The organism is Micromonospora sp. RB23 (assembly GCF_053585025.1).
Window position 1 is genome coordinate 1,662,968 of record NZ_CM132111.1, and the last position, 20,385, is coordinate 1,683,352.

The following is a 20,385-nucleotide window of genomic DNA, read 5'->3' on the forward strand; positions in this document are numbered from 1 at the left end:
ACAACTGGAATGACAGCCGCGTACTTAATGGGCGCGCGCTTGGCCGGCCTTTCCGGCAGCGCATATCAAGGAGTCAGCATGGCGAAGGCCCTCTACGGCCACGTAGGTGCAGCGCCCGACCGGCGTCTGCTCGACGAGGTCACCCGACTGCGTGCCAGGGTTCAGGCACTGGAGTTCGAGATCACGCGTCTGCGTGCCGACAATGATCGGCTCGCGGCGGCTGCGGCGGAAGCGGACGACCTGCTCCGTCTCGCCGAGCCGGCGCTGACCTGATCTTCGGGTCGGAAAACTGAATCGCAGCACCACCGCAAAAATGCGCGCCGACACCTCTGTGCCGGCGCGCAACGCTGTCCGGCCCCTTTCGCCGGCCGACGATTTTATGATCTTGTAACTGGGCTCGCCTTAAGTGCTCCCGCAGTTTCGACAGAACGGCGGCAACCACCTTCCGATCGTGAGCGGTGTTTGTCTTTCCGTCACCGCCGCGACGAGAGCAGGGCCGGTCCCGCGTGACGGGGAGCGGCTCGTCGTGCCGGACCGGGGCGGGTCGCGTGCCGGGCGGGTGCCGCCAGCGGGTTAGTCTGCGGGTTCACCCAGGTCCCCGCAGCCGGCGACGGTACGGCGGCCACCGGACGAGGATCGAGAAGGTGTATCTCAAGAGCCTGACGGTGAAGGGCTTCAAGTCCTTCGCCTCCGCGACGACGTTGAAGCTGGAGCCCGGGATCACCTGCGTGGTGGGCCCGAACGGCTCCGGCAAGTCCAACGTCGTCGACGCCATCGCCTGGGTGCTCGGCGAACAGGGCGCCAAGGCGTTGCGCGGCGGCAAGATGGAGGACGTCATCTTCGCCGGCACCGCCGGCCGCGCCCCGCTGGGCCGCGCCGAGGTCACCCTCACCATCGACAACACCGACGGCGCGCTGCCGATCGAGTACACCGAGGTCTCCATCACCCGCCGGATGTTCCGCTCCGGCGAGAGCGAGTACGAGATCAACGGCAACTCCTGCCGCCTGCTCGACATCCAGGAGCTGCTGTCCGACTCCGGCATCGGTCGGGAGATGCACATCATCGTCGGGCAGGGTCGCCTGGACGGCATGCTGCACGCCAAGCCGGAGGACCGCCGCTCGTTCATCGAGGAGGCGGCCGGCGTCCTCAAGCACCGCAAGCGCAAGGAAAAGGCGCTGCGCAAGCTCGACGCGATGCAGACCAATCTGAACCGGCTCACCGACCTCACCGCCGAGCTGCGCCGTCAACTCAAGCCGCTCGGCCGCCAGGCCGAGGTGGCCCGCCGGGCAGCCGCCATCCAGGCCAACCTGCGCGACGCCCGTCTGCGGCTGCTCGCCGACGACCTGGCCACCCTGCGGACCACGCTCGACCGGGAGATCGCCGACGAGACCGCGCTGCGCGAGCGGCGCGAGCAGATCGAGGGGGAGCACGCCGAGGTGCAGGGCCGGCTCGGCGAGCTGGAGGCCGCCCTCGCCGAGGACGCACCGCTGCTCGCCGCCGCGCAGGACACCTGGTACAAGCTGTCCGCGCTGCAGGAGCGCTTCCGCTCCATCGAACAGCTCGCCACCGAACGGCTGCGGCACCTCAGCGCCGGCGGCGACGACGAACGCCCCGGCCGCGACCCCGACCAGTTGGAGGCCGAGGCCGAACGCGTCCGCGAGCAGGAGGAGGAGCTGCGCGCGGCGCTCACCGACGACCAGATCCGGCTGGCCGAGGCGGTCGAGCACCGCCAGGAGCTGGAACGTCAGCTCGCCGCCGCCGAACGCGAGCTGGTCGCCGCCGCCAAGGCGATCGCCGACCGGCGCGAGGGCCTGGCCCGCCTCACCGGCCAGGTCAACTCGGCCCGCACCCGGACCACCAGCGCCGGTGAGGAGATCGAACGCCTCGCCGTCGCGCACGCCGACGCGCTGGGGCGCGCCGAACAGGCGCAGGCCGACCTCGACGTGGTCGCCGCCCAGTCCACCGAGGCGGACCGGGACAACGCCGACCTGGACGCCCGGCACGCCGAGGCGCTCGCCGTCCAGGACCGCGCCCAGGCGGCCGTACGGGCCCTCGCCGACGCCGAGCGGGCCGCGGAGAAGGACGCCGCCACCTGGAAGGCCCGCGAGGAGGCCCTGGCACTCGGCCTGCGGCGCAAGGACGGCGCCGGAGCGCTGCTCGCCCGCGCCGAAGACGTACCCGGTCTGCTCGGCAGCCTCGCCGGGCTGCTCACCGTCGCGCCCGGACACGAGGCCGCGCTGGCCGCCGCGCTCGGCGGTCTCGCCGACGCGGTCGCCGTCAGCGGGGTGGACGAGGCCGTCGAGGCGATGCGGCTGCTGAAGATCTCCGACGCCGGTCGGGCCGGTCTGCTGGTCGGCAGCCCCGCCGGGGCCGGTATGACCGGATCGGCCGACGCGCTGCGTCCGAAGCTCCCCGACGGCGCCCGCTGGGCCCCCGACCTGGTGGAGTGCGCGCCCGACATCCGTCCGGCGGTGCACCGGGCGCTGCGTGACGTGGCGCTCGTCGACGATCTCGCCGCGGCGGCCGAGCTGGTCGCCGGCAACCCCGAACTGCGGGCCGTCACCCCGGACGGTGACGTGGTCGGGGCGTATGCGGCAGCCGGCGGGTCGGCCAAGGCGCCCAGCTACATCGAGGTGCAGGCGGCGGTCGAGGAGGCCCGTACCAACCGGCTCAGCGCCGAGCGGACCGGTGCGGAGCTGCGCGACCAGCTCGTCGAGGCCCGCGCCGAGGTGACGGCCGCGAAGGAGGCCGTGCAGCACGCCGCCGCCGAGAAGCGCGAGGCGGAGAGCCACCGCAACGCCGCCGCCCGCCGGCTCGCCGAGCTGGGCGCGGCCGCCCGTTCCGCCAAGGCGGAGACCGACCGGCTCGGCGAGTCCCGCGCCCGCGCCGAGGCCGCCCGGCAGCGGGACCTCGCCACGCTCGACGAGCTGGAGGAGCGGCTGCGGCTGGCCGAGGAGACCCCGGTCGACGCCGAGCCCTCCACCGAGGAGCGGGACCAGCTCGCCGCCATGGTGCCGCAGGCCCGACAGAACGAGATGGAGGTTCGGCTCGCGGTGCGTACCGCCGAGGAGCGTGTCTCCTCGATCGCCGGCCGCGCCGACTCCCTCGCCCGGCAGGCCACCGCGGAGCGGGCCGCCCGGGAACGCGCCGCCGCCCGGCGGGCCGCACGAGCCCGGGGCGCGGGCATCGCCCGGGCCGTCGCGGGCGGCGCCCGCGCGGCGCTCACCCGGCTCACCACGTCGATCGCGACGGCCGAGCAGCACCGCGACGCCGTGGCGCGCGAACGCGCCGCCCGCGAGGCGGAACTTCAGGAGGTACGCGGGGCTGCCAAGCGCCTCGGCGCGGAGCTGGAGCGCCTCACCAGCCAGGTGCACCGCGACGAGGTGGCCCGCGCGGAGCAACGGCTGCGTATCGAGCAACTGGAGGCGAAGGCCGCCGAGGACTTCGGGCTGGACGTGGAGACGCTGGTCGCCGAGTACGGCCCGACCCAGCTGGTCCCACCCACCCAGGTCGACGTCGCCGCCGCCGAACGCGACGGTCTGCCGGTGCCCGAGCCGGTCCGCTACGAGCGGCCGGTGCAGGAGAAGCGGGCCGCCAAGGCGGAACGTGAACTCGCGCTGCTCGGCAAGGTCAACCCACTCGCCCTGGAGGAGTTCGCGGCGCTGGAGGAGCGCTTCAAGTTTCTCTCCGAGCAGTTGGAGGACCTCAAGGCCACCCGTCGGGACCTGCTCACCGTCGTCAAGGACGTGGACGAGCGGATCCTGGAGGTCTTCGCCAGCGCCTTCGAGGACACGGCGCGCGAGTTCCAGCAGGTGTTCACGGTGCTCTTCCCCGGCGGCGAGGGCCGGCTCATCCTCACCGACCCCGACGACCTGCTCACCACCGGCGTCGAGGTCGAGGCCCGCCCGCCGGGTAAGAAGATCAAGCGACTGTCGCTGCTCTCCGGTGGCGAGCGGTCGCTGACCGCCGTGGCCATGCTCGTGGCGATCTTCCGCGCCCGGCCCAGCCCGTTCTACATCATGGACGAGGTGGAGGCGGCCCTGGACGACGTGAACCTGGGCCGGCTCATCACGCTGCTGGCACAGTTGCGGGAGAAGAGTCAGCTGATCGTCATCACGCACCAGAAGCGGACGATGGAGATCGCCGACGCGCTCTACGGGGTGACCATGCGCAGCGGGGTCACCCAGGTGATCAGTCAACGGCTCAACCGGGCCGACGAGGACGACCAGCGGCCCGGCCGCGGCGAGGAGAACGGGTAGTGGCTCGGGAACGCGCGAAGGCGCTCCTGCTGGACTTCGACGGCGTACTGCGTCGGTGGGACCCGGCGGTGGCCGCCGACGTCGAGCGGGAGTACGGCCTCTCCGAGGGGGTGCTCACCGAGATCGCCATGCAGTGGGGACGGCTCCAGCCGGTGCTCACCGGCCAGGTAAGCCACGCCGACTGGGTGAGCAGCGTGGCCGACGCGCTGGCCGAGCCGGCCGGCGGACCGGACCGGGCCCGCGCGGCCGTCGAGCAGTGGCAGCGCTACCGGGGCGAGGTGGACACCGAGGTGCTCGACTTCGTCCGGGAGGTGCGCGCCGCCGGCGTTCCCGTCGCCCTGGGCACCAACGCCACCGACCTGCTCGACGCCGACCTCGCCGCGCTCGGGCTGGTCGGCGAGTTCGACGTGGTGGTCAACTCGTCCACGCTCGGCGTACACAAGCCGGCGCCGGAGTACTTCCAGGCCGCCTGCCAGGCGCTGGCCACCCCGCCGGCGCGGGTGCTCTTCGTCGACGACGAGGACTGGGCCGTCCGGGGCGCCCGGTCCGCCGGGCTCTCGGCGCACCGCTGGGGCGGCCACGCCGACCTGCGCTACCTGCGGGCTGCCCTGGATTACTGAGCGGCGCTCACTCGCCGGTGACGCCGTCGATGCGTTCCCGGATCAGGTCGGCGTGGCCGTTGTGCCGGGCGTACTCCTCGATCATGTGCACGTACACCCAGCGGACGCTCCTCGTCTCGGCCGTGCCGTCCCGGCGGGGCGTCGCGAGGGTCTGCTCCAGCGTGAGGCCGGCGGCCGCCTTGCGCGCGGCCTCCACCTCGGCCGTGAAGGTGGCGAAGTCGGCCTCGGCGTCGGCGTCGGCGACACCGTTGAAGTCGATGTCCGGGTCGTCCGAGTCGTCGTAGATGTGGCTCACGTTCTCGCCGGCGGCCCGGATGCGGAACCACCACCGCTCCACCTCGGCCATGTGCCGGACGAGGCCGAGCAGGGTCAGCCCGGACGGCTCGACGCTCGCTGTGCGCAACTGCTCCTCGGTGAGGCCCGCGCACTTGAGCAGCAGTGTCTGCCGGTGGTAGTCGAGCCAGCCGTCGAGCATGGTGCGCTCGTCGCCGACGTGCGGTTCAGGGGTCCGGGTGATCTCCGGTGCGGTCCATGTCATGGCGCGCATCCTGCCCGGGACCTGTGACGGTCCGCGACGGTTTATTCAGGGCACCACGACGACGGGCCAGTGGCCCTTGCGGACCAGCCGGGTGGCGACCGAGCCGACCAGTCGGTGACCGGCCTGCTCGGACGCGCCCACCACCACCATGTCGGCCCGGAACTCGTCGGCCGCCGCGCACAGTTCGGCGTACGCGTCGCCGCGCCGGCACAGCAGCGTCACCGGGATGCCCAGCTGCTCGGCGCCACGCCGGCACTCCCGGCGCAGTTCGTCGGCCAGCTCGTCGTGGGTGCGCTGGATCGCGCCGGCGTCCATCCCGGGCACCAGGGAGGTGAGGCCGCTCGCCGAGCTGACGAAGACCACCACCAGGGCGGCGCCCTGCCGGCGGGCCAGCCCGGCGGCGTAGGAGCCGGCCCGCCCGGAGGTACGTGTGCCGTCGACGCCCACCATGATCACCCGAGGGCCGTCGGTGCCGCGTTCGAAGGGCAGCGAGCTGACCCGGGGGCCGTACTCCTCGCGGTCCGGTGCTCCCACGCTCATGGCTCTACCTCACCTCTGCCCGTCGGCGGGGATCGCGCCGACGCTCATCACAGAGTTCGATTCCCGCTCGCCCGTGCCGGAAACCGGGCTGACGTTGTGCTGCCGCAGTGGCACCTCCCGGATGAAGACCACCGCGATCAACGCGATCAGCGCGAACGGGGCGGCGGCCAGGAAGATGTCACCGGCGCCGTGGCCGTACGCGGCCTCCACCACGGCCCGCAGCGGACCGGGCAGGGTGTGCACGTCGGGCAGGGCGCCGCCGCTGCCGGAGCGGGAGGCGGGGATGCCGAGCTGGGCCAGTCCGTCGGCGGTGTAGTCCTTTACCTTGTGGGCGAGGACCGCGCCGAGGGCGGAGACGCCGATCGCGCCGCCCAGGCTGCGGAAGAACGCCACCACCGAGCTGGCCGCGCCGAGCTCGTGCGGGCCGACGGTGTTCTGCACGGCGAGGACGAGGTTCTGCATGGTGAGGCCCAGGCCGACGCCGATCAGCAGCATGTAGACGCTGAGCAGGGTGTAGCTGGTGTCCGCGCGCAGCGTGCCCATGAGTGCGAAGCCGACGGTGAGCAGCGCCGACCCGGCCACCAGGAACCGCTTCCAGCGGCCGGTCTTCGTGATGATCCGCCCGCCGACGGTCGAGGCGACCAGCAGGCCGAGGATCATCGGCAGGGTCATCAGGCCGGCCATCGTCGGCGACTCGCCCCGGCTGATCTGGAAGTACTGGCCCAGGAAGATCGACGCGCCGAACAGGCCCACGCCCACCGCGACGCTGGCGACGACGGCGAGGGTGATCGTGCGGTTGCGGAACAGGCGCGGCGGGATCATGGGCTCGGCGGCCCGGGTCTCCACCCGGATGGCGAGCGCGCCGAGGAGCAGGGCACCGAGGATCATCACGACGGTCTGCCAGGACGCCCAGGCGAACTGGTCGCCGGCGAGGGAGACCCAGATCAGCAGCACCGAGACCGCCGCCGTGATCAGGGTGGCGCCCCACCAGTCGATCTGCGCCCTGCGCCGGACCACCGGCAGGTGCAGGGTCTTCTGGAGCACGACCAGCGCGGCGATGGCGAACGGCACGCCGACGTAGAAGCACCAGCGCCAGCCGAGCCATGAGGTGTCCACGATCACGCCGCCGATCAGCGGTCCGCCGATGGTGCCGACTGCCATCACGGCGCCGAGGTAGCCGCTGTAGCGGCCCCGCTCGCGCGGCGCGATCATCGTGGCCATGATCACCTGCGCCAGGGCGGTGAGGCCACCGGCGCCGACGCCCTGGAGCACCCGGCACGCGATCAGCTCGCTGGTGCCCTGTGCCAGGCCGGCCAGCACCGAGCCCAGGACGTAGATGCCCAGAGCGAGCTGAACAAGTGTCTTCTTGCTGGTCAGATCGGCCAGTTTGCCCCAGATCGGGGTTGTTGCGGTGGTCGCGAGCAGCGCCGAGGTGACCACCCAGGTGTAGGCGGACTGGCCGCCGTGCAGCTCCGTGATGATCCGCGGCAGCGCGTTCGAGACGACCGTGGAGGAGAGGATCGCGACGAACATGCCCAGCAACAGGCCGGAGAGGGCCTCCAGGATCTGCCGGTGGGTCATGTCGACGGCGGGCGCTCGGGACGCTGTCGCCTGGCTCATCGTGTGGTGCCTCCAGCTCGTACGCTTTGGTTGCCTCAAGCAACAACTCGACGGACGGCGGCGACATTCCCCGCCTCGCGGGGTCATCTCCAGGAATCGTTGAAGCGGCCCAGGAGCCGGGCGAACTCCTCCACGTCCCGGGCCGGCCAGTCGTCGAGCGTCCGCAGGAACTCGCCCAACCGGGCGGACCGGGCCACGTCGAACCGATGCTGGCCCTCGTCGGTGAGGCTGATCTGCGCCGCCCGCCGGTCACCCGGGTCGGGCTCGCGGCGCACCAGGCCGAGCGCCTCCAGCCCGTTGATCTGTCGGCTGAGCGTCCCCTTGCCCACGCCGAGCCGCGCCGCCAGCTCGGTCAGCCGGATCGAACCGCTGCGCCGCAACCAGAGCAGCAGCCCGTAGGTGTTCGGTTCGAGGGTCGGGTGCACCTCTCGGGCGATCTCCCACGAGACCGCCCGCCCGCGCCGCAGCAGCGCGGTCAGCTCGTGCTCGACGGCCCGGATCGGCTCCGGCTGATGCTCGCTCACGGCCTAGAGAGTACGGCGAGGCCCGGTCACCCGTCGCCCGAGAGGCGGCGGCTCATCACGGGGCGTAGGTGCCCGTCGCTGGTGGTGCCCTCGATGACCACCTCGGCCTGCCGGCCCCGATGGGTCAGGGTGGCGACGGCGTTGCCGAAGTAGGGGCCGGCCAGCTTGCGCCAGCGCACCCCCGGTCGCCGGACACCCGCCGAGCGGGCCAGCGCCCGCGTCGCGCCCGCCGGCCCCGACGACCAACCCATCTTCATCAGCGGCCGGATACCGGCCGGCACCTGGTTGTGGATCGGCGAGCAGGTGAGCTGGTGCACGGGCGTGACCACCGCGGGGTCGGCGAACCGCGCCCGGGCCACGTACGAGTGGTGCACGTCCCCGGAGAGCACGCTGATCGAGGCCGGTGGGGCGTACGCCGGACCGGCGCCGACCCGTGCGCCGGACGCTCCCGGCGTGCCGGTGCCGATCCGCGCGAACGTCTCACCGAGCGCCTCGAAGGACCGCCGGAACGCCGCCCAGTGCTCCAGGTCGAGAGCCCTTCGCAGCTTCTCCGCAGTCCGGGCCACCCACGGCCGGCGCGAGTCGGCCAGCTTCTCGTTCCACGCCTCGATGTGGTGGATGCCCTGGGGCAGCAGCCAGGGCAGCGACGCGCCCACCACCAGGTGGTCGTAGACGCCGTGCGCCTGGTCCAGGAACCACGACCACTCGCCCGGCGGCAGCATCGCGCGGCTGCCCGGCTCGAGCACCCGGCTGCACCGGTTGTCGAGCATGACCAGCCGGGTACGCCCCAGGTCGAGCGCGTAGCTCCACTGGTACTGCACCGCCCGCCAGCGCTCGGTGTCGTGCGCCAGGTCGGCCTCCTGGTCGACCCGGTGCCCGAACTCGCGCAGCACGCCGGTCGCGTCCTCGGCGGCGGCGACCTTCGCGAAGACCGGGTCGGCGGCGATCTCGTCCGGCGCGAGGTTGCCCAGGTGCTGGTAGACCCAGTACGAGGCCAGCCCGCTGCCGATCCGCTCGGCCCACCACGGCTGCTCGCGCATCTCGGCCCGCCACGACGCCGAGGTGTTCCAGTCGTCGATGATCTCGTGATCGTCGAAGATCATCACGCTCGGGACGGTGGAGAGCAGCCAGCGGATCTCCGGATCACGCCACGACTCCAGGTAGAGCTTCGTGTACTCGTCGAAGCTCACCACCTGGTCGGCCGGAGCGCCCTTGGGCCGCCGCCGGCGTCGGCGCAGCAGCCGGCGCACGGTCGGTGAGGTGACATCGGCGTACACCTGGTCACCGAGGAGCACCAGCAGGTCGGGCAGCGGGTTCGACTCCGGATCGGCCATCAACCGCCGGGCGTACGCGTCCAGGGCGTCCGGCGGGAGCTTGCGGGTGGTGGCGTGCTGCGTGGTCTCCCGACACGAACCGAAGATCAGGCTGACCGGCTGGTCCAGGTCATCGACCGCCCGGGTACGGATGACGCTGGGCGGGAAGCCGCTGCTCTCCACCGGCCAGACCAGCTCGTCGTCGACCAGCACCTCATAGGTGGTGGCGCTGTCCGGGGTGAGGCCCTCCACCACGACGAGGGCGTAGTGGTGGTCGTACGCCGAGAAGGTGGGCGCGGTGCCCGTGGCGCCGCCGGCCGTGCGGACGGTGACCACCGCGGGCGCGGCGGTCTCCACCCAGATCGTCGCCCGGGTGTCGACCACTCGCCGCAGCAGTGGGCCGATCAGGAGGTGTGCGGCGGGCATGACGCGAGCCTACCGCCGGTTTCCGGACACCGGCCGGGTGCGGTGGCTGGGACGCCGTCGCCGGCATCTGACAGGATTCCGGCATGGCCGAATATCTCGTCCTCGCTCTGGTCCTGCTCGGTGTGCTGATCGCCGGCACAGTCGGGCTGGTCGTGCCCCGTCTGCGGCGGCGGCCCGAGCCTCCGCTTCCGCGCACCGAGGTCGACACCCGGGCGGAAGAGGATCTTGCCGGTCCGCCGGTCGAGGCACCGGAGTCCGATCTGTCCACCGGTGTCCTGGTCGAGCCGCCGCCGGTCATCGAGGCGCCCGCGCCGACCGTGGAGGTTCCCGAGCCGACCGCCGGGCGGCTGGTCCGGCTCCGGTCGCGGCTGTCGCGCTCGCAGAACGTCTTCGGCAAGGGCCTGCTCGGCCTGCTCGCCCGCGACCACCTCGACGAGGACGTCTGGGAGGAGATCGAGGACAGCCTGATCACCGCCGACGTCGGCGTGGACGCGACCCGCGACATCGTCGACCGGCTGCGGGAGCGCACCCGGGTGCTCGGCACCCGCTCGGCCGGCGAACTCCGTGCCCTGCTCGCCGCCGAGCTGGTCAACGCGCTCGACCCCGGCATGGACCGCGCGCTACGGACCGCGCCCAAGGACGGCGTGCCGGCGGTGGTGCTGGTGGTCGGCGTGAACGGCGCCGGCAAGACCACCACCTGCGGCAAGGTCGCCCGGGTGCTGGTCGCCGACGGCCGGACCGTGCTGCTCGGCGCCGCCGACACCTTCCGGGCCGCCGCCGCCGACCAGTTGCAGACCTGGGGCGAACGGGTCGGCGCGGAGACCGTCCGCGGCCCCGAGGCGGCCGACCCGGCCAGCGTCGCGTTCGACGCCGTCAAGCGGGGCATCGACACCGGCGTGGACACGGTGCTCATCGACACCGCCGGTCGCCTGCAGAACAAGGTCGGCCTGATGGACGAGCTGGGCAAGGTCAAACGGGTCGTGGAGAAGCAGGGCCCGATCGACGAGACGCTGCTCATCCTCGACGCCACGACCGGCCAGAACGGTCTGGAGCAGGCCCGGGTCTTCACCGAGGTGGTCAACGTGACCGGCGTGGTGCTGACCAAGCTCGACGGCACCGCCAAGGGCGGCATCGTGATCGCCGTACAGCGCAAGCTCGGCATCCCGGTGAAGCTCGTCGGCCTCGGTGAGGGCAAGGACGACCTCGCGCCGTTCGACCCGGCGCAGTTCGTCGACGCGCTGCTGGGCACCGAGCCCGCTGGACGGGACGCGTAGTCTCGGGTGACCAGTGACGATCGCGCGTACGCGGGCTGGCGTGACCCCGGCCATTCCTCGCAGCGCCTCGGGAGACCGTACGTGACTTCGCAGGAGATCCCGCTGCACGGCGGCAACGTGAGCACCGTGGTCCGGGTCGGCGACACGGTCCGTCGCAACGCCGGACCGTGGACCCCGTCCGTGCACGCCCTGCTCCGGCACCTGGAGTACGTCGGCTTCACCGGCGCCCCCCGGGCGCTCGGAATGGACGAGCGCAACCGCGAGGTGCTGTCGTACCTGGAGGGGGAGTGCGGGGAGTACCCGCTCGCCCCGCACTGGGTGACCGACGAGGCGCTGGTCACCGTCGCCACCATGCTGCGGATGTTCCACGACGCGCAGTACGGCTTCGCCCCGCCGGCCGGGGCCGTCTGGCGCTCGTTCGGCCCCCCGCCGCCGGACACCGAGGTGATCTGCCACCACGACGCCGCCCCGCACAACGTGATCTGGCGGCCGGACGGGACCCTCGGGCTGATCGACTTCGACCTCGCCTCACCGGGCGCGCGGATCTACGACGTGGCGTACGCGGCGTGGACGTGGGTGCCGATCTTCGCCGACCGGGACTCGATCACGCTGGGCTGGAAGCACCCGGACCGGCCGCGCCGGCTGCGTCTCTTCGCCGACGCGTACGGGCTGATCCCGCGGGACCGGCACCGGCTGATCCGGACCATCCGCAAGCGGATCGTGGACCACGTCGAGGGCATCCGCCGGATGGCCGCCGCCGGCGAGCCGGCGTTCGTCCGGATCGTGCACAAGGGGCACCTGCGGCGGCCGATGCGCGACCTGCGGCTGCTCGACTACGAGCGGCACGCTCTGGAGAACGCCCTCCGCTGAGCGCGGATTCGACGATGCCCGGCTGGTCGTGATGGGCGAGCCGGTCGGTCGGGCCGACCGGTCAGCCATCGACGTACGCCGTCCGGGCGATCCACCCCTGTCCATGCCGCGCGCTGTGCGGACTCCGTGACACGTACGAAACAACCCGTCACGAATTGGAAACCCGCACGGGACCCTGGGTGAAACAGCCGGCAACAAAGCTTCCGCGCAACCGGCCTACGGGCGACGCTGCCCCGGAAAGCCGCGAAGGAGGACTTCACCTTTAGGAGGCCAGCGTGCCTGAAGCACCGACGATCGACGGCGCCAATACCACGTGGCTGCTGGTTTCGACCGCGCTCGTGCTGCTCATGACCCCTGGACTGGCGCTGTTCTACGGCGGCCTCAACCGGGCCAAGGGCGTACTCAACATGATGATGATGAGCTTCACGGCCATCGGGCTCATCTCTGTTCTGTGGTGGTTCTACGGTTTCAGCGTCGCCTTCGGCACCGATCAGAGCGGCATCATCGGTGACCCGAGCACGTACCTCGGTACCAAGACCTTCCTCGCCGAATCCGACCTGTGGGGCGCCACGGCGGAGAACCCCAGCGGCATCGGCATCCCGCTCTACGTGTTCATGGCGTTCCAGATGGTCTTCGCCGTGATCACCGTCGCGCTGATCAGCGGCGCCATCGCCGACCGGGCCAAGATCGCCGGCTGGCTGCTGTTCGCGTTCGGCTGGGCCACCCTGGTCTACTTCCCCGTCGCCCACTGGGTGTGGGGTGGTGGCTTCATCGGTGGCGGTGACGGCCACATCAAGGCGCTGGACTTCGCCGGTGGCACCGCGGTGCACATCAACGCCGGTGCGGCGGCCCTGGCCGTGGCCCTGGTGCTCGGCAAGCGTCTCGGCTGGCCCCGCGAGGGCATGAAGCCGCACAACATCCCGCTCGTCGCGCTCGGCGCCGGTCTGCTGTGGTTCGGGTGGTTCGGGTTCAACGCCGGTTCGGAGCTGACCGTCGACGGGGTCGCCGGTCTCGCCTTCATCAACACCCAGCTCGCCACCGCGGCCGCGGTGCTCGGCTGGATCGCGGTCGAGTGGATCAAGGACCGCAAGCCGACGATGGTCGGTGCCTCTTCCGGCGCCATCGCCGGCCTGGTCGCCATCACCCCGGCCTGTGGCTTCATCGCCCCGTGGGCGTCCGTCCTGCTCGGCATCGTCGCCGGCGCGGTGTGCGCGGTCGCCGTCAGCCTCAAGTACAAGCTGGGCTACGACGACTCCCTCGACGTGGTCGGCGTGCACTTCGTCGGTGGTTGGATCGGCTCGCTCTGGCTCGGTCTGTTCGCCACCAACTCGGTCAACGCCGCGATCAGCGACGTGGTGGGCGCCTCCGACGGCCTCTTCTACGGCGGCGGTGTCACCCAGCTCGGTCGGCAGGCCCTGGCCGGTCTGATCGTCACCGCGTGGTCGTTCGGCATCGCCTGGGTGATCGCCTTCGCGATCGAGAAGACGATCGGCTTCCGCGTCAAGAACGAGGCCGAGGTCGAGGGCATCGACATCGCCGAGCACGCCGAAAGCAGCTACGACCTGTCCCCGTCGGGCGGCGGCACGGGTGGCGCGTTCGCGATGGCCGGCATCGGCAGCACCGGTGGCGCGCCGAGCACCGCGGCTCCCGAGACCGAGTCCACCGAGCCGGTCAGCGCCAAGGTCGCCGGTTAACGTTCCTTAGATGGAGGGGTTGGACATGAAGCTGGTGACCGCGGTCATCAAGCCGTACCAGCTGGACGCGGTGAAGGAAGCTCTGCACGCCCTGGGCGTGGCCGGGCTGACCGTCAGCGAGGTTCAGGGGTACGGGCGGCAGAAGGGGCACACCGAGGTCTACCGGGGTGCCGAGTACACGGTCGAGTTCCTGCCCAAGATCCGGGTCGAGGTGCTCACCGACGAGATCGACGTCGAAAAGATCGTGGACGCCATCGTCGGCGCCGCCCGTACGGGCAAGATCGGCGACGGCAAGGTGTGGGTCACCGGTGTCGAGGAGGTCGTCCGGGTGCGTACCGGCGAGCGCGGCCTCGACGCCCTCTGATCCGGACCACGACCGACATGACCTCGTTGATCAAGAAGAACGCGTCAGGAAACGCCGACAACGGTGACGCGAACCTCTTGATCAACGAGGTCGTCGGCGTACCCGGGGGGATCGGGGAGGCCGCCCGAGTGGGGCGGGCGGCCGCGTACGACGAGTTCCTGCGGGGGCTGCTGCCGGCGCGTGACGGCGTCGCGCTGATGGCCGTCGGGGGCCTGGGGCGGCGGCAGTGCGCACCCTACGGCGACCTCGACCTGGTGCTGCTGCACGCCGGAGTGCCCGGCACGGACGAGCTGGCAGCCAAGGTCTGGTACCCGATCTGGGACGCCGGCCTGCGCCTGGACCACTCGGTACGGACCGTCTCCGAGGCCCTGTCGGTGGCCCAGGACGACGTCAAGGTCGCTCTCGGGCTGCTCGACGCCCGCCTGGTGGCCGGCGATCAGACCCTGGCCGACGCCCTGACCCGCACCGCCGCCGACCACTGGCGGCGGACGGCCGTGCGCCAGCTCCCGCGTCTGCGTGAGATCACCGTCGCCCGCTGGCAGGCGCACGGCGAACTGGCCTTCCTCCTCGAAGGCGACCTCAAGGAGGCCGCCGGTGGGTTGCGCGACGTGGGGCTGCTGCGCGCGATCTCCGCCGCCGGGATCACCGACGCGCTGCGTCCCGCTGTCCGCGCCGCCCACCTGCGGCTGCTGGACACGCGTGACGCACTGCACCAGCAGGTCGGCCGCCGCGTCGACCGACTGGTCGCCCAGGAACGCGACGGCGTCGCGGCGCTGCTCGCTCTGGAGGACGGCGACGCCCTCCTGCGGCGGGTGGCCGGGGACGCGCGCACGGTCAGCCACGCCCTCGACGACGCCTTCCGCGCCGCCGACCGGCTGCGTTCCGGCCGTTCCCGGGGCGGCAACGGCGCACCGCTGCGTCGGCCCGTGGCCCGGGACGTGGTCGAGCACGACGGGGAGCTGGTGCTGGCCCGGACGGCGATCGGCGCGCGTCCCGACCCGAGCCTGTCCCTGCGGGTGGCCGCCGCGGCGGCCACCACCCGGCTGCCCATCGCGCGCGCCACCTGTGAGTGGCTGGCGGCGTACTGCCCTCCGCTGCCGGCGCCCTGGCCGCCCGAGGCCCGGGCCGCACTCACCACGCTGCTGGGCGCCGGTCCCGGGCTGGTGCCGGCCTGGGAGACCTGCGACAGGTACGGGTTGGTGGACGGCTGGCTGCCCGAGTGGACCCGGCTGCGCAGCCTGCCCCAGCACAACCCGGTGCACCGCTACACCCTGGATCGGCACCTCGTGCAGGCCGCCCACGAGGCCAGCCGACACGCCCGCGAGGTGGACCGTCCCGACCTGCTGCTGCTCGGCGCTCTTCTGCACGACATCGGCAAGGGCCTGCCCGGCGACCACAGCACGACCGGCGTGCCGCTCGCCGAGGCGGTGGCGACCCGGGTCGGGCTGCCCGCCCCGGAGGTGGCGCTGATCGGCACGCTCGTCCGGCTGCACCTGCTCCTGCCGGACGTCGCCACCCGGCGGGACCTCGCGGACCCGGTGACCATCGCGTCGGTCGCCGAGGCGGTGGGCGACACCGGCACGCTCGACCTGCTGCACGCCCTGGTCCGCGCCGACGCCGCCGCCACCGGCCCGGCCGCCTGGTCGGACTGGAAGGGCCGACTCGTCGCCGAACTGGTCGCCCGCGTCCGTACCGCCCTGGACACCGGTGTGCTGCCCGAACCCCCGGCACCGGACCCGGCGCTGCTCGCCGGGCCGCTGCCGGTCGTCCACCTGACCGGAGACCGGGTGGCGGTTGCCGCCGCCGACCGGCGAGGGCTCCTCGCCACGGTGGCCGGCTGCCTCGCCCTGCACCGGTTGGAAGTGCTCTCCGCCGACGCCTCCGTGGTCGACGGTCGAGCGCTCGTCGAGTGCCGCGTCCAACCCCGCTACGGCCTGCCGGCCGACCCGGTCCCGCTCCGCGCCGACCTGCGCCGTGCGGTCGCCGGCGACGTGTCCGTCACCCAACGGCTGCGCGGCCGTGCGCTCGCCGCCCGGGGCAGCGGCGCGGCGCCGCGCGTCGTCTGGCACCGCGAGGCCGCCACCGACGCGGTACTGCTCGAACTCCGCGCGGCCGACGCCGCCGGGCTGCTCTACCGGGTGGCCGGCGCGCTCGACGAGGCGGGTGCCCTGGTCCGGGCCGCACGGATCTCCACCCTCGGCGCGGACGTCGTCGACGCCTTCTACCTCGTGGGCGGCTGGCCGGACGATGCCACCCGGGCCCGCCTCGAGGCTGCGGTCCTCGCCGCCGTCTGACCAGCGGGCGTCGCCGTGCAGCGGCCAGCGTCGCCAGCGCTCGCCCACGCCGGCCGTCGTGTGCCTGCGCCGGCCGTCGTGTGCCCGGAGCCTCGGGTACGCGTGCTCGAACTCCGGTACCCCGGCTGCTGGCGTGGTCGCGCCGGAACCGGAGCGCGTATGGCTACTGTGCGGCTGATGACTCAGTGGCATCAAGATGCCTCAGAGTCATCACGCTTACTGCGGTGCCCGCCGCCAGACCCCGACCGCCAGACGCCGCGCCCTCAGACACCGCCGGTCCCTCAGACACCGCCGCGCCCTCAGACGGTTGCGCCGTCGTCGCGCCACCGCCGTCGGCGTCTTCGTCGGCGGCCGTGGGCATCTGTGCGTCGTCGGCTGAGGAGGGCATGTCCGCGGCTAGGGCCGGGTTGGCGTAAGCGGGGTGAGGTCGTGGGTACGTCCCGGGACGTAGCTGCGATGCCGCTCCCGGACGCACGCCTGGTGGGGTCGCCGCGGGCAGAATGACGACCATGCGAGGGACCAGGTGGCGGGGGGCGGTGGCCGACGGCCTTCTCGCCTTGGCGCTGCTCGTGTTCGGGTTGCTCGCCACCGGCCTGGCCGGGGACAACCAGCCCGGGTCCCGGCCGGTGGATGTCGTCTGTCGGGCACTGATCGTGGTCGCTGCCCTCGCCCTGCTGCTCCGGCGGCGATCCCCGGTGGCGACCCTCGCCGTCGTCACCGTGGCCACCTCGACGTACCTGGTGCTCGGCTACCCCTACGGGCCGATTCTGCTCGCGTTCCTGCTCGCGGTGTACACCGTGGCGGTGCGGCTGCCGGTGCGTACGGCGGCGCTCGCCGCCGGTGGGGCGTTCGTCCTGCTGGTGGCGCACGTCTTCGTCAGTCGGGGGCCGGCGCCGGGTTGGTTCGGAGTGCTGCCGGCGTCGGCCTGGGTGGTCGTACCGTTCGCGGTGGGTGTCGTGGTGCGGGTCAGCCGGGAGGCGGCCGCCCGGATCCGAGCCGAGGAGGCCCGTGAGCGTGCCGAGCAGGGTCGGCGACAGGCCGACGAGGAGCGACTGCGCATCGCCCAGGAGGTACACGACGTGGTGGGGCACGGGCTGGCCGCGATCAGCATGCAGGCGGAGATCGCCCTGCACCTGCTGCCGAAACGGCCCGAACAGGCGGAGGTGGCTCTGACCGCGATCAGCCGCACCAGCCGGGAGGCGCTGGACGAACTTCGGGTCACATTGGGCGCGGTGCGGCGGGGCGCGGAGCGTGAACCGGTGCCCGGTCTGGCGCGGCTCCCCGCCCTCTGTGACCGCCTGGCGGGCGCCGGTCTCGCGGTCGACCTGCGCCAGGACGGTGACCCGCGGGAGTTGCCCGCGGCGGTGGACCTGGCCGCGTACCGCGTGGTGCAGGAGGCGTTGACGAACGTGCTGCGGCACGCCGGGGTGGCGCATGCCGAGGTGACCGTGGGCTACCAGGCCGACGAGCTGACCGTCGAGGTCACGGACCGGGGTGTCGGCGTTCCCGGCTGGCTCGGCGCGGGCGGCGACCCCGAACCGGTCGACGGCCAGTCCGGCGGGCACGGGCTGGCCGGTATGCGGGAGCGGGTGGCAGCGCTGGGCGGGCGGCTGACGATCGGACCGCGTCCGGGCGGCGGATTCCGCGTGTGGGCCCGGCTGCCGGTGGAGGCGTCCCCGTGATCCGGGTGCTGATCGCCGACGACCAGGACCTGGTCCGCCTCGGGCTGCGCGCGCTGGTGGAGAGCGAAGACGACCTGGCGCTCGCCGGTGAGGCCGCCGACGGACTGCGGGCGGTCGAGCTGGCCCGGCGGGAGCGCCCGGACGTCGTCCTGATGGACATCCGGATGCCGGGCATCGACGGGATCGAGGCGACCCGCCGGATCGTCGCCGATCCCGACCTGGCCGGTACGCGGGTGGTGGTGCTCACCACCTTCGAGCTCGACGAGTACGTCTTCGACGCGCTGCGCCACGGCGCCAGCGGGTTCCTCACCAAGGACACCCGGCCACCGGAGCTGCTGCGCGCGATCCGGCTGGTCGCCGAGGGGGAGGCGCTGCTGTCGCCGTCGGTGACCCGCCGGGTGGTGCGGGAGTTCGCCACCCGGCCGTCGCGGGCGCCCCGTCCGCACCCCCGGCTGGACACGCTCACCGATCGGGAACGCCAGGTGGTGGGCCTGGTCGGCGAGGGACTGAACAACGAGGAGATCGCCGCCCGGTTGGTCGTCAGCCCGGCGACCGCCCGGACACACGTCAGCCGGGCGATGGGCAAGCTGGCAGCCCGGGACCGGGCCCAGCTCGTCGTCTTCGCGTACCAATCGGGCTTGGTCTCGGGGTGAGGCCGGGCCGCCAGCGGCCGTGCGGCCGGGCGGCTACCCTAGCGGTGGCCGGACTCCGCAGTGCCGGCCGCGTTGTGCCCGCCGGAACACTGACAAACGGGATGTTCGCGTGTTTGACACCTTGAGTGACCGCCTGTCCGGGATCTTCACCAAGCTCCGCGGCAAGGGACGGCTCACCGACGCCGACATCGACGCCACCGCGCGCGAGATCCGCCTCGCGCTGCTGGAGGCGGACGTCGCGCTGCCGGTGGTCAAGGGCTTCATCGCGGCCGTCAAGGAGCGCGCCCGTAGCGCCGAGGTCTCCCAGGCGCTCAACCCCGCCCAGCAGATCATCAAGATCGTCAACGAAGAGCTGATCAAGGTGCTCGGCGGCGAGGGGCGGCGACTCCAGTTCGCCAAGCAGCCGCCCACGGTGATCATGCTGGCCGGTCTCCAGGGTTCCGGTAAGACCACCCTCGCCGGCAAGCTGGCCCGCTGGCTCAAGGGCCAGGGCCACCAGCCGCTGCTGGTCGCCGCCGACCTCCAGCGTCCCAACGCCGTCGGGCAGCTCCAGGTGCTCGGTGGCCGAGCCGGGGTCGAGGTGTACGCCCCGGAGCCCGGCAACGGCACCGGTGACCCGGTGCAGGTGGCCCGCGCGTCGATCGAGCACGCCAAGCGCGCCGCCCGCGACATCGTCATCGTCGACACCGCCGGCCGCCTCGGTATCGACGCCGAGATGATGCAGCAGGCCGCCGACATCCGTGACGCCGTCTCGCCGGACGAGGTCATCTTCGTCATCGACGCGATGGTCGGTCAGGACGCCGTCCGCACCGCCGAGGCGTTCCGCGACGGCGTCGGCATCACCGGCGTGGTGCTCTCGAAGCTCGACGGCGACGCCCGTGGTGGCGCCGCGCTGTCGGTGCGCGAGGTCACCGGGCAGCCGATCCTGTTCGCCTCCACCGGTGAGAAGCTGGAGGACTTCGACGTCTTCCACCCGGACCGGATGGCCAGCCGGATCCTCGGCATGGGCGACGTCCTCACTCTGATCGAGCAGGCCGAGCAGGCCTTCGACTCCGATCAGAAGGAGAAGATGACCGCCAAGCTGATGGGCGGCGAGCAGTTCACGCTTGACGACTTCCTCGACCAGCTCATCGCGGTGCGGCGGATGGGCCCGATCGCCAACGTGCTGGCCATGATGCCCGGCATGGGGCAGATGAAGGACCAGCTCGCCGAGCTGGACGACAGCCACTTCGACCGGGTCACCGCGATCATCCGGTCGATGACCCCGGGCGAGCGGACCAACCCGAAGATCATCAACGGCTCCCGTCGGGCGCGCATCGCCAACGGCTCCGGGGTCACCGTGATGGACGTCAACCAGCTGCTCAACCGCTTCGCCGACGCGCAGAAGATGATGAAGCAGATGGGCGGGATGATGGGCCTGCCCGGGGGCGGTCGGCGCAAGGCGACCAAGAGCCCGAAGAACAAGCGCAAGGGCACCAAGGGTGGCGGTCGTCCGCGTACCGGCGCCGGGATGCCGGCCGGTTTCCCGGGTGGCATGCCGCAGCTCCCGCCGGGGATGGACCCGAACGACCTCGCCGCTGGCCAGGGTCTTCCGCCCGGCTTCAAGCTGCCGAAGATCGACTTCAACAAGCTCGGCAAGGGCGGCGACAAGGGCCCGCGCTGACGCGTGTCGGTAAGCGGCAGGCCGATCCCGTCGGCGTTGACCAGCCGGAAG

The 20,385-nt window shown here is 72.4% G+C and carries 16 protein-coding genes; 11 read left to right on the top strand and 5 right to left on the bottom strand.

Annotated features, from left to right (window positions below; genetic code table 11):
• The first annotated feature begins 78 nt into the window (after positions 1-78).
• The 3 genes from ACTFTM_RS07745 (at position 79) to ACTFTM_RS07755 (ending at position 4,879) form a co-directional block, all read left to right on the top strand.
• Positions 79-273 carry a hypothetical protein gene (locus ACTFTM_RS07745; protein WP_007456482.1) on the top strand — a complete coding sequence of 65 codons (195 nt, stop codon included), beginning with the start codon at positions 79-81 and terminating at the stop codon, positions 271-273.
• A gap of 371 nt (positions 274-644) precedes the next feature.
• Positions 645-4,259 carry a chromosome segregation protein SMC gene (gene smc / locus ACTFTM_RS07750; protein WP_449565144.1) on the top strand — a complete coding sequence of 1,205 codons (3,615 nt, stop codon included), beginning with the start codon at positions 645-647 and terminating at the stop codon, positions 4,257-4,259.
• Positions 4,259-4,879 carry an HAD family hydrolase gene (locus ACTFTM_RS07755; protein WP_449565145.1) on the top strand — a complete coding sequence of 207 codons (621 nt, stop codon included), beginning with the start codon at positions 4,259-4,261 and terminating at the stop codon, positions 4,877-4,879. Before smc ends, ACTFTM_RS07755 begins: the two co-directional genes overlap by 1 nt.
• 7 nt (positions 4,880-4,886) lie before the next feature.
• Here ACTFTM_RS07755 and ACTFTM_RS07760 read toward each other — a convergent pair whose 3' ends face one another.
• The 5 genes from ACTFTM_RS07760 to ACTFTM_RS07780 all read right to left on the bottom strand — a co-directional run bounded on the left by ACTFTM_RS07760 (position 4,887) and on the right by ACTFTM_RS07780 (position 9,840).
• Positions 4,887-5,417, bottom strand: coding sequence for a DinB family protein (locus tag ACTFTM_RS07760; RefSeq protein WP_449565146.1), 531 nt, complete (start codon positions 5,415-5,417; stop codon positions 4,887-4,889).
• A 45-nt stretch (positions 5,418-5,462) separates the two neighbouring features.
• Positions 5,463-5,957 carry a universal stress protein gene (locus tag ACTFTM_RS07765; protein ID WP_449565147.1) on the bottom strand — a complete coding sequence of 165 codons (495 nt, stop codon included), beginning with the start codon at positions 5,955-5,957 and terminating at the stop codon, positions 5,463-5,465.
• Between the two features lie 9 nt (positions 5,958-5,966).
• A complete protein-coding gene (locus ACTFTM_RS07770; RefSeq protein ID WP_449565148.1) occupies positions 5,967-7,577 on the bottom strand; it encodes an MDR family MFS transporter in 1,611 nt (536 codons plus the stop codon).
• Between the two features lie 83 nt (positions 7,578-7,660).
• Complete coding sequence (locus tag ACTFTM_RS07775) at positions 7,661-8,101, bottom strand: MarR family winged helix-turn-helix transcriptional regulator (RefSeq protein ID WP_449565149.1); 441 nt, start codon at positions 8,099-8,101, stop codon at positions 7,661-7,663.
• 26 nt (positions 8,102-8,127) lie between these two features.
• A complete protein-coding gene (locus ACTFTM_RS07780; RefSeq protein WP_449565150.1) occupies positions 8,128-9,840 on the bottom strand; it encodes an alkaline phosphatase D family protein in 1,713 nt (570 codons plus the stop codon).
• Between the two features lie 83 nt (positions 9,841-9,923).
• On the opposite strand from ACTFTM_RS07780, the gene ftsY reads away from it, so the two are divergent.
• The 8 genes from ftsY to ffh all read left to right on the top strand — a co-directional run bounded on the left by ftsY (position 9,924) and on the right by ffh (position 20,334).
• Positions 9,924-11,114, top strand: coding sequence for a signal recognition particle-docking protein FtsY (ftsY, locus tag ACTFTM_RS07785; RefSeq protein WP_449565151.1), 1,191 nt, complete (start codon positions 9,924-9,926; stop codon positions 11,112-11,114).
• Between the two features lie 6 nt (positions 11,115-11,120).
• Positions 11,121-11,984, top strand: coding sequence for an aminoglycoside phosphotransferase family protein (locus ACTFTM_RS07790; RefSeq protein ID WP_355051563.1), 864 nt, complete (start codon positions 11,121-11,123; stop codon positions 11,982-11,984).
• 275 nt (positions 11,985-12,259) lie between these two features.
• Entirely contained in the window at positions 12,260-13,678 is a 1,419-nt protein-coding gene (locus ACTFTM_RS07795; protein ID WP_449565152.1) for an ammonium transporter, read from the top strand.
• Between the two features lie 25 nt (positions 13,679-13,703).
• Positions 13,704-14,042, top strand: a complete 339-nt coding sequence (locus tag ACTFTM_RS07800) for a P-II family nitrogen regulator (RefSeq protein WP_007456507.1) — start codon at positions 13,704-13,706, stop codon at positions 14,040-14,042.
• 17 nt (positions 14,043-14,059) lie between these two features.
• Positions 14,060-16,336 (top strand): [protein-PII] uridylyltransferase, encoded by a 2,277-nt coding sequence (locus tag ACTFTM_RS07805; protein ID WP_449565153.1) that lies wholly within the window; start codon positions 14,060-14,062, stop codon positions 16,334-16,336.
• Positions 16,337-16,845: 509 nt separating this feature from the next.
• Positions 16,846-18,018 (top strand): sensor histidine kinase, encoded by a 1,173-nt coding sequence (locus ACTFTM_RS07810; protein ID WP_449565154.1) that lies wholly within the window; start codon positions 16,846-16,848, stop codon positions 18,016-18,018.
• Complete coding sequence (locus tag ACTFTM_RS07815) at positions 18,015-18,671, top strand: response regulator transcription factor (protein WP_449565155.1); 657 nt, start codon at positions 18,015-18,017, stop codon at positions 18,669-18,671. Before ACTFTM_RS07810 ends, ACTFTM_RS07815 begins: the two co-directional genes overlap by 4 nt.
• A gap of 109 nt (positions 18,672-18,780) precedes the next feature.
• A complete protein-coding gene (gene ffh, locus ACTFTM_RS07820) occupies positions 18,781-20,334 on the top strand; it encodes a signal recognition particle protein (RefSeq protein ID WP_449565156.1) in 1,554 nt (517 codons plus the stop codon).
• Positions 20,335-20,385 lie beyond the last annotated feature (51 nt).